The organism is Salibaculum halophilum (assembly GCF_002094885.1).
Classification (GTDB): domain Bacteria; phylum Pseudomonadota; class Alphaproteobacteria; order Rhodobacterales; family Rhodobacteraceae; genus Salibaculum; species Salibaculum halophilum.
Genome location: NZ_MSIT01000001.1, coordinates 295,654 through 309,687, shown reverse-complemented (window position 1 = coordinate 309,687; position 14,034 = coordinate 295,654). Strand labels below are relative to the sequence as shown.

At 71.7% G+C, this 14,034-nt stretch carries 12 protein-coding genes and 1 pseudogene; 8 read left to right on the top strand and 5 right to left on the bottom strand.

From position 1 onward, the window contains the following. The 3 genes and pseudogenes from BU124_RS01500 to crtA all read right to left on the bottom strand — a co-directional run. Positions 1 to 937 (bottom strand): annotated as a pseudogene (locus tag BU124_RS01500) (magnesium chelatase subunit D); the annotation flags it as partial. Continuing rightward, positions 934 to 1,938 carry a magnesium chelatase ATPase subunit I gene (gene bchI, locus BU124_RS01495; RefSeq protein WP_084860661.1) on the bottom strand — a complete coding sequence of 335 codons (1,005 nt, stop codon included), beginning with the start codon at positions 1,936 to 1,938 and terminating at the stop codon, positions 934 to 936. The pseudogene BU124_RS01500 and the gene bchI, both read right to left, overlap by 4 nt. Continuing rightward, complete coding sequence (gene crtA / locus BU124_RS01490) at positions 1,935 to 2,708, bottom strand: spheroidene monooxygenase (RefSeq protein WP_425442435.1); 774 nt, start codon at positions 2,706 to 2,708, stop codon at positions 1,935 to 1,937. Before crtA ends, bchI begins: the two co-directional genes overlap by 4 nt. 44 nt (positions 2,709 to 2,752) lie before the next feature. Between crtA and BU124_RS01485 the strand changes: the two genes are divergently transcribed. The 3 genes from BU124_RS01485 to tspO are packed head-to-tail and all read left to right on the top strand — an operon-like array spanning position 2,753 to position 5,840. Continuing rightward, positions 2,753 to 4,330 (top strand): phytoene desaturase, encoded by a 1,578-nt coding sequence (locus tag BU124_RS01485; RefSeq protein ID WP_084860660.1) that lies wholly within the window; start codon positions 2,753 to 2,755, stop codon positions 4,328 to 4,330. Next, positions 4,327 to 5,376, top strand: coding sequence for a 15-cis-phytoene synthase (crtB, locus tag BU124_RS01480; RefSeq protein WP_084860659.1), 1,050 nt, complete (start codon positions 4,327 to 4,329; stop codon positions 5,374 to 5,376). The genes BU124_RS01485 and crtB overlap by 4 nt, the downstream gene beginning before the upstream one ends. Further along, positions 5,373 to 5,840, top strand: coding sequence for a tryptophan-rich sensory protein TspO (tspO, locus tag BU124_RS01475; protein WP_084860658.1), 468 nt, complete (start codon positions 5,373 to 5,375; stop codon positions 5,838 to 5,840). Before crtB ends, tspO begins: the two co-directional genes overlap by 4 nt. Here tspO and crtC read toward each other — a convergent pair. Together crtC and crtD are read right to left on the bottom strand one after the other, a co-directional pair. Continuing rightward, the gene (gene crtC / locus BU124_RS01470) at positions 5,837 to 6,709 is read right to left on the bottom strand and encodes a carotenoid 1,2-hydratase (protein WP_084860686.1); all 873 of its coding nucleotides are present in this window, start codon (positions 6,707 to 6,709) and stop codon (positions 5,837 to 5,839) included. The two genes, tspO and crtC, sit on opposite strands and share 4 nt — an antisense overlap. Then, positions 6,682 to 8,247, bottom strand: coding sequence for a 1-hydroxycarotenoid 3,4-desaturase CrtD (gene crtD / locus BU124_RS01465; protein ID WP_084860657.1), 1,566 nt, complete (start codon positions 8,245 to 8,247; stop codon positions 6,682 to 6,684). The genes crtC and crtD overlap by 28 nt, the downstream gene beginning before the upstream one ends. A gap of 95 nt (positions 8,248 to 8,342) precedes the next feature. On the opposite strand from crtD, the gene BU124_RS01460 reads away from it, so the two are divergent. The 5 genes from BU124_RS01460 (at position 8,343) to bchY (ending at position 14,024) form a co-directional block, all read left to right on the top strand. After that, entirely contained in the window at positions 8,343 to 9,218 is an 876-nt protein-coding gene (locus BU124_RS01460; protein WP_084860656.1) for a polyprenyl synthetase family protein, read from the top strand. A 14-nt stretch (positions 9,219 to 9,232) separates the two neighbouring features. Next, positions 9,233 to 10,360 (top strand): methyltransferase, encoded by a 1,128-nt coding sequence (locus BU124_RS01455; RefSeq protein WP_245831580.1) that lies wholly within the window; start codon positions 9,233 to 9,235, stop codon positions 10,358 to 10,360. A 139-nt stretch (positions 10,361 to 10,499) separates the two neighbouring features. After that, entirely contained in the window at positions 10,500 to 11,441 is a 942-nt protein-coding gene (gene bchC, locus BU124_RS01450; RefSeq protein WP_084860655.1) for a chlorophyll synthesis pathway protein BchC, read from the top strand. Then, positions 11,438 to 12,442 carry a chlorophyllide a reductase iron protein subunit X gene (locus BU124_RS01445; protein WP_084860654.1) on the top strand — a complete coding sequence of 335 codons (1,005 nt, stop codon included), beginning with the start codon at positions 11,438 to 11,440 and terminating at the stop codon, positions 12,440 to 12,442. Before bchC ends, BU124_RS01445 begins: the two co-directional genes overlap by 4 nt. A gap of 10 nt (positions 12,443 to 12,452) precedes the next feature. Beyond that, positions 12,453 to 14,024 carry a chlorophyllide a reductase subunit Y gene (bchY, locus tag BU124_RS01440; protein ID WP_084860653.1) on the top strand — a complete coding sequence of 524 codons (1,572 nt, stop codon included), beginning with the start codon at positions 12,453 to 12,455 and terminating at the stop codon, positions 14,022 to 14,024. The last annotated feature ends 10 nt before the right edge of the window (positions 14,025 to 14,034 follow it).

Genomic DNA, 14,034 nt, shown 5'->3' with positions numbered 1-14,034 from the left:
GCCGCGCCCCGGCACCGCCGCCCGACAGGGGAATGCGCGCGCGGGCGCGGGCCGCCACCCGCTCGAGCAGGCCGTCGGGCAGCAGGGCCGCGATGGCCTCGATCAGCATCTCGTCGGGCAGCTCGGCACCGGGGTCGGTCGCGGTGTCGTCCCCCGCGTCCTCGGTGTCCGGCTCGGGGGTGTCGTCTTGCGGGGCCTCGTCGCTGTCCTCGGGCGCTTCGGGCCGTTGCGTGGCGCGGACGGGGTAGACCAGTTCGGCGGCCTCGCTCAGATGCGCGTCGGTCACCGCGTCGGCCCCGTCGAGCGCGGCCAGCGCCCGCGCTGCGGCCAGCGCCAGCAGCGGCGCGCGAAGGCTGTCGATGCCGAAGCGCACGGCCAGCGTGACGAGCGTGCCGAACGCCGCCTCGGGCCGGGGCAGGGCGGCCAGCCGGGCGCGGGCGGCGTCGATCTCGGCCGGGGCGGGCACGGTGGCGGCCACCTGCGACCAGTGCAGCTCGGACAGGTCGGCGTGAAAGGCCAGCCGGTCTTGCAGGCCGGTCGGGGCGGCCTCGTCAGGCTCGGCCCCCTCGTCGAGCAGCACCAGCGCATGGCCCGGCCCCGCGTCGAGCAATTGCCCCAGCCGCGCGGCCAGCCCCGGCGGGCAGCGTTCGGCCATGGGCAGGATCAGCAGGCCGGGCGTTTCGGCCATCCCTGCGTCGCGCACCATGCGCCCCTCGGCCAGCGAGGCGGCGATGTTGAGCCCGCCGAAAAGCTGGGTGTCGCTGATCTCGGGGTGGAGGCGGCGCTGCGGGCCGGGCAGCTTGGCCAGGGCGGCTTCGGCGGTCTGGCGCACCGGCCCCACGCGGGCGCGCAGTGTCAGCCCGCCCAGGCCGGCCGGGTCCACCGCCAGCGCGGCCATGGCCCGCATCGCGCGGGTCCAGGCCGGTGGCGCGCTCATGCCAGCACGTCCGCGACCGCGCGCGTCACCCGGGCGGTCGATCCGGCTTCGTCCAGGGGATCGCGGCGCAAACGGTGGCCCAGCGCCAGCGGCGCGATGGCGCGCAACTGGTCGCGGGTGATCGCGGCGGCGCCGTCATGCGCGGCCAGCGCCCGCGCCGCGCGCAACAGGGTTAGTTCGCCGCGCAGCCCGTCGGTGCCCAGCGCCAGCGACAGGTTGGCGCAGTCGCGCAGAATGTCCTCGGGCATGGCGACGCCGGCCAGCGCGGCGCGCGCGGCGAGGATGCGGTCGCGCAGGGCCGCGTCCTCGGCCTGCCAGTGGGCGAGGAAGGTCTCGGCCTCGGTCTCGTAGGCGCTGCGGCGGCGGATCACCTCGATGCGGTCCTCGATGCTGTCGGGCGAGGTGACCTCGACCGACAGGCCGAAGCGGTCCAGCAGTTGCGGGCGCAGTTCGCCCTCTTCGGGGTTGCCCGACCCGACCAGCACGAAGCGTGCGGCATGGCGGACCGACAGCCCCTCGCGCTCCACGGCGTTGACGCCCGACTGCGCCACGTCGAGCAGCAGGTCGACGATGTGATCCTCCAGCAGGTTGACCTCGTCGATGTAGAGATAGCCGCGGTTGGCGCGGGCCAGAAGGCCGGGCTCGAAGGCCTTCTCGCCCTGGGTCAGCGCGCGTTCGATGTCGAGCGCGCCGGTCACGCGGTCCTCGGTCACGCCCAGCGGCAGGTCCACGACCGGCGTGGGCCGTTCGACCAACGCGGTGTCGGTGACACCGGCCCAGTCGGGGCAGTCCTCGGGCCGTTCAGAGTTCACCGGGCAGCCGCGCACCGCCGTGACGGGCGGCAGCAGCGCCGCCAGCGCCCGCACGGCCGTGGACTTTCCCGTGCCGCGGTCGCCGAAGACCAGCACACCGCCGATGCCGGGGTCGATGGCCGTCAGCACCATGGCCAGTTTCATCTGGTCCTGGCCGACGATGGCGGAAAAGGGAAACGGCACTGTCATGCGGAAAGGTCCAGTTCTTGCAGGGGGTGCGCGCCGTGCCAGCTGCCCGCGTCGCCGAGGATGCGAAAGCGCGCGTAAAGTTCCTCGCGGAACCAGTCGCCCTCGCGCACGGCGCGCACCGCGCGGGCATGGGGGCCGTCGGCGCGGGCGAAATCGGCCATGCTGTGCGGGTCGGGCCAGATCGAGAAGGTCACCTGGTGCAGCAGCGGCACCTCGCCGATGCCGATCTTGAAGGCGACGTTGCGGTCGGTGCCGATCACCCGGCTGATGTCGGGAACGCGCTGCCAGAAGCGCAGCAGCTTGCCCGGGCGCAGGCTGGCGCGGGTCAGCACGGCCAGCGGGCCATCGGGCGCCGGGCCATCGGGGGCGAAGGGAGCGACGCCCGACCACGCCCCGCGCGCCGAGACCGGTGCGAGAAAGACCGTCCAGGCCTCATCGGCGCGGGCGCGGTAGCGGCGGAAGATGCCCGCCTCAGCCAGCCGTGTGCGCGCGGTGGCCTCGTCGGGCCAGGTCGCCAGGATCGCGTAAACGGCGGTGTTGGGCCGCGGTGTGAACCCCTCGCCGGTGCCCGAACCGCAGAGCTTCCAGAACCCCAGATCGGGCACGCGCGGCAGCGACAGGCGCGCCAACCCCATCATCGCGAAAGCCCAGACCCGGGGCAGCCCCGGGCCGAAGCGGAAAAAGCTGAGGGTGACGGTCTGGATGGTCCGACTCCTGTCGCCGCGCGCGGGGGCAGAATGCCACGGCGCATGTCCCGAAGAAAGAGACATAATGACCGATTGTCAATCAAACTGGACAGGTATAACATGAGGTAATGTTGACACGTCTCGACCCCGGCCTGTTGGACAGGTCCGACACCGCCACGGCGCCCCGCGCGGTGGTCATCGGCGCGGGGCTTGGCGGCCTCGCCTCGGCCATGCGGCTGGGCGCGCGCGGCTACCGCGTGACTGTGCTCGATCGGCTGGACGGGCCCGGCGGGCGCGGCTCGGCGATCTGGCAGGATGGCCACAGGTTCGACCTCGGCCCCACCATCGTCACCGTGCCGCAGCTGTTCCGCAGCCTCTGGGCGGCCTGCGGGCGCGACTTCGACGCCGAGGTGGACCTGCGCGCGCTTGATCCGTTCTACGAGATTCGCTGGCCCGACGGCAGCACCTTCACCGCCCGGCAAGGCGACGCGGCCATGCGCGCCGAGGTGGCGCGTCTGTCGCCGGCCGATCTGCCCGGCTATGACAAGTTCCTCAAGGACAGCGAGCGGCGCTACTGGTTCGGCTTCGAGGACCTCGGCCGGCGGTCCATGCACCGCCTGCCGGACCTGCTCAAGGTGCTGCCCAAGTTCGCCTGGCTGCGCGCCGACCGGTCAGTCCACGCCCATGCGGCGCGCAGGGTCAAGGACCCGCGGCTGCGCATGGCGCTGTCCTTTCACCCGCTCTTCATCGGGGGCGATCCCTTCCGCGTGACCTCGATGTACGCGCTGGTCAGCCACCTGGAAAAGGAATTCGGCGTCCACTACGCCATGGGCGGCGTGGCGGCCATCGCCGACGCCATGGTCCGGGTGATTGCGGACCAGGGCGGACAGGTGATCCAGAACGCCGAGGTCGACGAAATCCTGCTCGACCGTGACGCGGGCCGCGACCGCGCCCGCGGTGTCCGCCTGACGAGTGACGAGATCCTGACGGCCGATGTCGTCGTCTCGAACGCGGACGCGGGCCACACCTACGACCGGCTGTTGCGCAACCACCGCAAGCGGCGCTGGACCCCGGCCAAGCTCAAGCGCTCGCGCTGGTCCATGGGGCTGTTTGTGTGGTATTTCGGCACCCGCGGCACCCGCGACAAGTGGCCCGAGGCGGGACATCACACCATCCTCAACGGCCCCCGCTACGGCGGGCTGGTACGCGATATCTTCCGCAAGGGCCACCTGGCCGGGGACATGAGCCTATACTTGCATCGCCCCACGGTGACCGACCCGAGCGCCGCGCCCGAGGGCGGCGATACCTTCTATGTTCTCAGCCCCGTGCCGCACCTGGGCCACGATGATCCGGTGGACTGGGCGGCCGAGGCCGAACCTTATCGCGCCAAGGTGCAGGCGGTGCTCGAAGATCAGATCCTGCCCGGGCTGGGCGATCACCTGACCGCCTCGCGCGTCTTCACGCCCGAGACCTTCCGCGATCGCTACCTCAGCCCCGTGGGCTCGGGCTTCTCCATCGAGCCGCGCATCCTGCAAAGCGCCTGGTTCCGTCCTCACAACGTCAGCGAAGAGGCCGAGGGGCTTTACCTGGTGGGCGCGGGCACGCATCCCGGCGCCGGGCTGCCGGGCGTGATCTCCAGCGCCGAGGTTCTCGATACCCTGGTGCCCGACCCCGTTCCAGCCGCCGCGAAAGGGCCCGCCCCATGATCGACCCGCGCGACCTGGCCCATTGCGAGGCGGCGATCCGGCACGGGTCCTGGTCGTTCCACGCGGCCTCGCGCCTGTTGCCGGCCAGCCTGCGCGACCCGGCGCTGGCGCTCTATGCCTTCTGCCGGCTGGCCGACGATGCCGTCGACCTGCAGCCCGAAAAGGCCGAGGCGGTGCTGCGTCTGCAGGAGCGGCTCGATCTTGTCTATGCCGGCCGGCCGCGCAATGCGCCCGCCGACCGCGCCTTTGCCGCCCTCGTGGCCGATCACGACATGCCGCGCGCGCTGCCCGAGGCCCTGCTGGAAGGGCTGGCCTGGGATGCCATGGGCCACCGGCCCGCCACCCTGTCGGACCTGCGCGCCTATTCCGCGCGGGTGGCCTCGGCGGTGGGGGCCATGATGTGCGTGCTCATGGGCGTGCGCGACCGCGACGCGCTGGCCCGGGCCTGTGACCTCGGCGTGGCGATGCAACTGACCAATGTCGCCCGCGACGTGGGCGAGGATGCCCGCGAGGGGCGCCTCTACCTGCCCGCCGACTGGATGGAGGGCGCGGGCCTCGCCCCCGAGGCGTTCCTCGAGGCGCCGCATCCCTCGCCGGTGATTTCGGACCTCGTGCGCCGCCTGCTGGCCGAGGCCGACCGCCTTTACATCCGGTCCGAAGCCGGGATCGGGGCTCTGCCGATGGCCTGCCGCCCCGGCATCTTCGCGGCGCGCTACATCTATGCCGGGATCGGCACGCGGCTGCGGCGCACGGGCTGCGATCCCGTCGCGGCCCGCGCCCGCACGGGCCGGGTGCAGAAACTGGGCTGGCTGGCACTGTCGGGCCTGCGGGCAGGGGCGACGGCGGCGCTGCCCACCTCGCCGGTGATCTTCGCCCGGCCGCTGCCCGAAACCGCCTTTCTGGTCGAGGCCGCCGCCGACGCCGCCGCGCCGGCCCAGGGCTGGAGCGAGACGCTCTGCGCGACCATGGCCCAGCTCAAGACCCGCGACGCCGACCGCAGCGCGGCGTTGCAGGCCGGTGGCGCGCGGGTTAAAGCTGTCGCATGATCTGGCTTTATTTCCTGATTTTCTTCGCTGCCTGCTTTGCCGCGGGCAGCACCGGCGGCCTGTTCCCGCCCGGCCGCTGGTACGAGGAGCTGGACAAGCCGCCCTGGACGCCGCCGAACTGGCTGTTCCCCGTGGCCTGGACGACGCTTTACATCTGCATGGCCACCGCTGGCGCGCGGGCCGCCGTCAGCCCCGACAACGGGTTGGCCATGGCGCTCTGGTCGCTGCAGATCGCGCTCAACGGGCTCTGGACGCCGGTGTTCTTCGGACTGGGCCGGATGCGGCTGGGGCTGATCGTGCTTTGTGCCCTCTGGGGGGCGGTGGCCGCGACCATGCTGGCGCTGTGGCAGGTGGACACCCTGGCCGGGGTGCTGTTCCTGCCGTATCTCGCCTGGGTTTCGGTGGCCGGGGCGCTGAACTTCTCGGTGCTCCAGCGCAACCCCGAGGTCGCCAAGGCCGGTTAATCGAACCGCCAGCGCGCCCGGCGGGGCACCCGCACCGCCAGCATCGGCTTGAGCAGGGGCGAGCGGAACCGCCGCAGGTCCAGCGCCTCGTGCACGCCGGTGGTCTCTTCGCCGTCGATGCGCGTGCGCACGGCCGCGCGGGTGTAGAAGGGCGCGTCCAGCATCGACTGGACCTGCCGCGGCGCATGGCCCGTGTCCGCCCGCGTCTCGCGGCGCATCGCCCAGAGGCTGCGCCGCAGCGGCGCCTTGGGCGGCGGGGTAATGGCCCGGGCCGCGCCATCAGCGTCGAACCGCACACCGACACCCAGGTGCGCGCCGTCCAGCCGCGTCGCGTCGTAGAAACAGGTGCTGCCCGTCCCGGTAGGAAAGCGGCCCCAGCTCCAGTGGCTGAAATCCTGTTCCAGCGCGCGGGTGCCGAAATTGGCGTCGAAATAGCCGTGCCCGTCCCATTGCCAGCCGGGGGCCTCAAGATCGACCGAGATAGCGCTGGTCGGGGCGAAGGGCCGCCAGACATGCGCGCCGTCCGGCGTCAGCGGCAGTTCCACGCCCGTTATCGCGCTGGGCCGCACGCGGATCGTGCCACGCACCCGGCCCACGAGGGGCGGCGCGCCGATCTCGTCGACGGAGATCACCAGCTCCTCGCCCGTCCAGTGCAGTGACGACGGCCCGACGGTGAAACGCTCCGCGCTCTGGCGCAGGGCGCTGCGGCCGCGGTCGGTCATGGTGAACCGCCCGCCGGGGCCATAGGTGGCGACGTTGATGCAGACGTTGTTGTCGGGCGCGCGCCGGCCCGACCAGGCATACCAGGGCGAAAAGACCGACCCGATAAAGGCGATGACGCTCAGCGACCGCGTGCCGTCGTCGCTGATCCCGTCGACATACCACCAGGCATAGCCGTTGGGCGGGACGGCGAGGTCGAACATCGGTCCTGCAATATCGCCTCGGCCGCGTGCCGGGCGGAGAGCGTGGCCATCGGCACCCCCGCCCCCGGATGCGTGCCGCCCCCCGCCAGGTAGAGGCCCGCAACCGGCGTGCGCGCCGTCGGCCGGGTCAGCGCCGCGGTCAGGCCGTGCGGGCTCTGCCCGTAAAGGGACCCGGCCGTCGCGGGAAACAGCTGCTCGAAGCCCGTCGGCGTCGTCAGCGCCGCTTCGCCGGGTGGCGGATCGAAGGTCAGGCCGAAGCGGGCCAGCGTGGTGAACGTGCGTGTCCGGCATGTCTTGAACTCCGTCTCGGTGGGGGCCTGCGTCAGCGGGGCGGCATTGGCGATGATCTCGAAGCGTTCGGGCGCGGGGGTGCCGCCGGGCGTGCCGCGATCCTGCGCGCACAGGTAAAGCGTCGGGTCGGCCACGCTCCGGCCCTGCTCGATGGCGTCGAACTCGGGCTTGGGCGCGTCGCGGAAAAACACGTTGTGATGGGCCAGCTCCGGCCCCGTGGGCGTGGCGGCAAAGGCCCAGACCTCGGCCGAGAGGCTGCGCGGCGCGCGGCGCGTCTGCGGCGCGACCTGGTCGACACCCGCGCCGAGCTGGCCGGTGGCCAACGCGCGGGGGTCGCCGTTGAACAGCACGACATCGGCGCGATGGCGCGTGCCATCGGCCAGGCGCACGCCGGTCGCGCGGGCGTTTTCAACGGTGATTTCCGTGACATGCGCGCCGTAGTGAAATTGCGCGCCATGGCGGCGGGCCAGCCCCGCGACGGCCTGCGCAAGACGGTGCATGCCGCCCTGCACCACCCAGACGCCCGCCGCCTCGGCCTGCCAGATCAGCGCCAGCAGGGCCGGGGTGCGATAGGGTGAGCCGCCAACGTAGGTGGCGTAGCGGCCGAAAAGCTGCGCCAGCCGCGCATCGTCGAACTGCCGCGCCAGGCTGCGCGCGAGACCCGACAGCGGCGCCATCGCCGGGATCAGCGCCGGCCGGGCCGCGACATGGCCCGTCAGCCCGGCCAGCCGCGGCGCGGGGGCCTGCATCATCGGCGCGTCGAAGGCCTCGAAGAGCCGGCGGGCGCGGTCGGAAAACCGCGCGAACTGCCGCGCCGCGCGCGCCCCGGCGAAATCGGCGATGGCCTGCGCGTTGGCCTGCGCGTCATCGAAGAGGTCCAGCCGGCTGCCGTCGGGCCAGAAATGGCGCGCCAGCACCGGCTGGCGGATCAGCGTCACGTGATCCCCGAGCCGGGTGCCGAGGTCATGGAACAACGCCTCGAAGACCGGGCGCATGGTCAGCACCGTCGGCCCCGCATCCACCGGCCCGGCGGCCGAGGGCAGACAGCGCATCCGGCCCCCCGGCGCCGCGTGCCGGTCCAGTACGGTGACATCGAACCCGGCCGCGGCCAGCCGCGCGGCCCCGGCCAGCCCGGCGATGCCGGCACCGACCACCAGCGCGCGCCGGGCCCGGGGGGATGTGCGGGGTGTCATGGCGCGAGTGTTGACTCGCCGGCCGAAAGTGTCCAGTTTAATTTACAGACGAGATGTCGCGCAAGGCGGACATACGAGCGAGCCAGGAGGGCGCGATGCCACTATCCCACAGGATCGAAGCCGCGCTGGACCGCGCTCTCGACCGGGCGCGCGCCGGGGCCGCCCCGCCGCGCCTGTCGGCCGCACTGGACTATGCCATCAAGCCCGGAGGCGCGCGCATCCGCCCCACGATCCTGGTCTCGGTGGCCCGCGCCTGTGGCGACGACGCGCCCGCGCTGACTGATGCTGCCGCCGCCGCGCTGGAACTGATCCACTGCGCCAGCCTCGTGCATGACGATCTGCCCTGTTTCGACGATGCCGACATGCGGCGCGGCAAGCCGGCGGTGCATCGCGCCCATTCCGAACCGCTGGCGGTGCTGACCGGCGACAGCCTGATCATGCTGGCCTTCGAGGAACTGGCCGCCGCCGGGGTGCGCGATGCGGCCGAGGCGCGCTCAGGCCAGTTGGTGATGGCGCTGGCGCGGCGTAGCGGGATGCCGGGCGGTATCTGCGCGGGGCAGGGCTGGGAAAGCGAACCGCAGGTCGACCTGCACGCCTATCACATGTCCAAGACCGCCGCACTGTTCATCGCGGCCACCGAAATGGGGGCACTCTCGGCCGGGCACGACCCCGAGGCCTGGCACGATCTCGGCGCGCTGATCGGCGAGGCCTTCCAGGTCGCCGACGACCTGCGCGACGCGGTGCTTGGCGAATCCGATCTCGGCAAACCCGCCGGTCAGGACGACTTGCACGGCCGGCCCAACGCCGTGGCGCAACTGGGCGTGATCGGTGCGCGCGACCGGCTGTCGGACACGCTGGCCGGGGCCATCGCCTCGATCCCGTCGTGCCCCGGCGAGGCGGCGCTGGCCGAGATGGTGCGCCGGCAGGCCGAGGCGATCATGCCCGTCCTGCCCGCGCGCTACTCGGCCTGAGGCCCGTGCCCGCGCTGGATCGCGTGCCCCTCGAAGCGCTGCGGGGGCCCCGCCGCGGCTGGGTCGCCCGCCTCGTGGCCCGGCCCGGAGCGCAGGCCGTGCTGTCCCGTCTGCCCCTAGGCGCGACACTGGCGCGGCGCGACGGGGCCGAGATTTTCGATATTCTGCAGGGGTTTGTCGCCTCGCAGGTGTTGCTGGCGCTGGTCGAGCTGGACCTGCTTGAGGCGCTTCTGGACGGCCCCGAGACGCCCGAGGCGCTGGCCCGGCCCCGCGACATTGCCCCCGACCGCATGGCGGCCCTGCTGCAGGCGGGCGCGGCGCTGGGCTTGTTGCGCCACCACCGCGACGGGCGTTACGGGCTGGCGCGGCGCGGCGCGGCGATCCAGGGCGTGCCGGGTCTACGGGACATGATTCGCCACAACGCCACCTTCTACCGTGACATGGCCGATCCCGTCGCGGTGCTGCGTGAAGAGGGCGAGACGCGGCTGTCGCGGTTCTGGCCCTACGTGCTGGGCGCGGCCGGCGACGTGCCCGCCCCCGAGGCGGCGCGCTATTCCGACCTGATGGCCCGGTCGCAGGTGCTGGTGGCCGAGGACACGCTGCGCAGCGTGTCGCTGCGCGGGGTGCGCCGGCTGATGGACGTCGGCGGCGGGTCGGGGGTGTTCCTGACGGCCGCGCTGACGCGGTATCGCGGGTTGCACGGCGTGCTGCTGGACCTGCCCGAGGTCATCGGCCAAGCCGAATCGCGGCTGGCCCGCGAAGGACTCTCGGACCGGGTGGACCTGCGCCCCGGATCGTTCCGCGCGGGGCCGCTGCCGGGCGGGGCCGACGCGATTTCACTGGTCCGGGTGCTCTACGATCACGATGACGCCACGGTGGCCGACCTGCTGGCGCGCGCCCATGCGGCACTGCCGCCGGGCGGGCGGTTGATCATTTCTGAGCCCATGGCGGGCGAGGCCCGGCCCGACCGGGCCGGCGATCTCTATTTTGCCTTTTACACCATGGCCATGGGCACCGGACGCGCCCGGTCGCCGGCGCGCATCGCGGCGCTGTGCCGGGCGGCCGGGTTCGACCGGGTGCGCACCTGCGGCGCGCGGCGGCCTTACGTCACCCGCGTGGTGACCTGCGTCAGGCCGCACTGACAACCGTGCCTGTCAGTTTCGCGTATATGTAAACTAAGATTGACACCACGCCTTGTTTGAATAGACTTACATTCAGGCGCCGATGCCAACACCGCCGACTCTTTCGGCACACCGGCGCCACGACAGGCAGGAGGCGACCATGCAAACCCGTGCTGTCTATCTGAACGGTCCCCGCGATCTTCATATGGACGCCCTCGCGCTCAAGACGCCGGGGGACGGGGACGTGGTCGTCGACATCGCCCATTCGGGCATTTCCACCGGCACCGAGAAACTGTTCTGGTCCGGCGACATGCCCCCGTTTCCCGGCATGGGCTATCCGCTGGTGCCCGGCTACGAGGCCGCCGGCGAGGTGGTCGAGGCCGCCGCCGGCACCGGGTTCAAGCCCGGCGACACCGTCTTCGTGCCCGGGGCCGATTGCTTTACCGAGGCCCATGGCCTGTTCGGTGGCGCCGCCGCGCGGCTGGTCACCGGGGCCGGGCGGGTCACGCGGATCGACCCCGCCCATGGCGCCGAGGGCGCGCTTCTGGCGCTCGCCGCCACGGCGCGGCACGCCATGGCCGGGCTGGACAAGACCGTGCCCGACCTGATCGTCGGCCACGGCGTTCTGGGCCGTCTTCTGGCGCGGCTGACGATTGCCGCCGGGGCGCCGGCGCCGACCGTCTGGGAAACCCTGCCGGCTCGCCGCGACGGCGCGGCGGGCTACGATGTCATCGCCCCCGAGGACGATCCGCGCCGCGACTACCGCGCGATCTACGATGCCTCGGGCAATGCCGAGATCCTCAACGACCTGATCGGGCGCATCGCGCGCGGCGGCGAAGTGGTGCTGGCGGGCTTCTACCCGCAGGCGCTGTCCTTCGCCTTTCCGCCCGCCTTCATGAAGGAGGCGCGCCTGCGCGTCGCCGCCGAATGGACGCCCGAGGACATGCAAGCCACCGCGGCGCTGGTCGACAGCGGCGCGCTCAGCCTGGGCGGGCTGATCACGCACGAGGCGGCGGCAAGCGGGGCCGACACGGCCTATCGCACCGCCTTCGAGGACCCCGCCTGCCTGAAAATGATGCTCAACTGGAAGGAGCCAGCGTGAAGGACGACGTGCCCAATCTCAAGGATTTCGACCAGCGCCTGCGCGACGAGGCGCACGAGGACCTGGCCGATGTCATCAACGACGGCGAACCTACCCAGACGACCCAGATCATCGCGATCTACGGCAAGGGCGGGATCGGCAAGAGCTTCACCCTGGCCAATCTCAGCTACATGATGGCCGAACAGGGCAAGCGCGTGCTGCTGATCGGCTGCGATCCGAAGTCCGACACCACCTCGCTGCTGTTCGGTGGCAAGGCCTGCCCGACGATCATCGAGACCTCGACCAAGAAGAACCTGGCCGGCGAACAGGTCGAGATCGGCGACGTCTGCTTCAAGCGCGGCGGCGTCTTCGCCATGGAGCTGGGTGGCCCGGAAGTCGGCCGCGGATGTGGCGGGCGCGGCATCATCCACGGCTTCGAGCTGCTGGAAAAGCTGGGCTTTCACGACTGGGATTTCGACTACGTCCTGCTGGATTTCCTCGGCGACGTGGTCTGCGGCGGCTTCGGCCTGCCCATCGCGCGGGACATGGCCCAGAAGGTGATCCTTGTCGCCTCCAACGACCTGCAATCGCTTTATGTCGCCAACAACGTCTGCTCGGCGGTGGAATATTTCCGCAAGCTGGGCGGCAACGTCGGGGTCGCGGGCCTCGTCGTCAACAAGGACGATCACTCGGGCGAGGCGCAGGCCTTTGCCGAGGCGGTGGATATCCCGCTTCTGGCCTCGATCCCGGCCGATGACGACCTGCGCAAGAAATCGGCCAACTACCAGATCGTCGGCACCGAAGAGAGCCAGTGGGGCAGCCTGTTCGCGGGCCTGGCCGAGCAGGTCTCGGCCGCGCCGCCCGTCCGCCCCGGGCCGCTGGACCAGGACGGCCTGCTGGGCCTGTTCGACGGCTCGGACACCGGGGCCGGCGTGACCCTGGAGCCGGCGACCGACGCCGACATGCGCGGCAGCAATGCCGAGCCGAAACCCACCCTCGAAGTCGTCTACGACGACGCCTGAAAGGCCCGCCATGAGTGACGAAGTCACATATGACACCGCCCACACGGCCGAGGTGATCAAGGGCAAACCCGCCGTGGACAGCGCCGCCGCCCCCGAGGGCGCGGGCGACCCCGAGATGGGTTGTCACTCGAGCGCCGAGATGGACAAGGCCGCCCGCATGGCCGGGCAGTCGGAAATCCTCGACCGTTATGCCAAGGATTATCCGCAAGGCCCGCATGACAAGCCGCAATCCATGTGCCCCGCCTTTGGCAGCTTGCGCGTCGGCCTGCGGATGAAGCGGGTCGCGACGGTGCTGTCCGGCTCGGCCTGCTGCGTCTACGGCCTCAGCTTCGTGTCGCATTTCTATGGTGCGCGCCGGTCGGTCGGATATGTGCCCTTCAGTTCCGAGACGCTGGTAACCGGCAAGCTCTTCGAGGATATTCGCGACAGCGTGCACGAACTGGCCGATCCCGACCGGGTGGACGCCATCGTGGTCACCAACCTGTGCGTGCCCACGGCCAGCGGTGTGCCGCTGCGGCTGCTGCCCGACGAGATCAACGGCGTGCGCGTCGTCGGCATCGATGTGCCCGGCTTCGGCATCCCGACCCACGCCGAGGCCAAGGACGTGCTCGCCGGGGCGATGCTCAACTACGCAAGACAGGAGGTCGAGGCCGGCCCCGTCGCCGCCCCCGAAAGCGGCGTGTCGGACCGGCCGACCGTGACCCTGCTGGGCGAGATGTTTCCCGGCGACCCTGTGGTGATCGGGCAGTTGCTGGCCCCCATGGGGCTGGCCGCCGGGCCGGTCGTACCCTGCCGCGAGTGGCGCGAGCTTTACGCCGCACTCGACTGCGGCGCGGTGGCCGCGATCCATCCCTTCTACACGGCGGCCGTGCGCGAGTTCGAGGCCGCCGGGCGCCCCGTCGTCGGCAGCGCGCCCGTGGGCCACGACGGCACCCGGGACTGGCTGCAGCAGATCGGCACCGCCATGGGCGTGGATCCGGCCACGATTGCCGCGGCGCAGGAGGCCGTGCTGCCCGGCATCAACGATGCGCTGGCCGCGGCCCCCATCGACGGCACCATCACCCTGTCGGGCTACGAGGGCAGCGAGCTGCTCGTCGCGCGGCTGCTGATCGAGAGCGGCGCGGATGTGCCTTATGTCGGCACGGCCTGCGCCAAATCGCCCTGGTCGGAGGCTGACGCCGACTGGCTGCGCGCCCGCGGCGTCACGGTGAAATTCCGCGCGTCTCTGGAAGACGATTGCGCCGCCATGGAAGGGCTGACCCCGGACCTGGCCATCGGCACCACGCCGGTGGTTCAGAAGGCCAAGGAGCTGGGCATCCCCGGGCTCTACTTCACCAACCTGATCTCGGCGCGGCCCCTGATGGGCCCGGCCGGGGCGGGCAGCCTGGCCGAGGTCGTCAATGCCGCCATCGCCGGCAAGGCCCGCATGGACCACATGCGCGACTTCTTCGAGGGCGTGGGCACGGGCGACACCGCCGGCGTCTGGGAGGGTGATCCGAACACCCGCCCGGATTTCCGGGCTGCCAACCTGCGCAAGCTGGAAAAGAAGGCCCGTGCCGCCAAGGCACAGGAGATGATCTGATGTCTGGCCC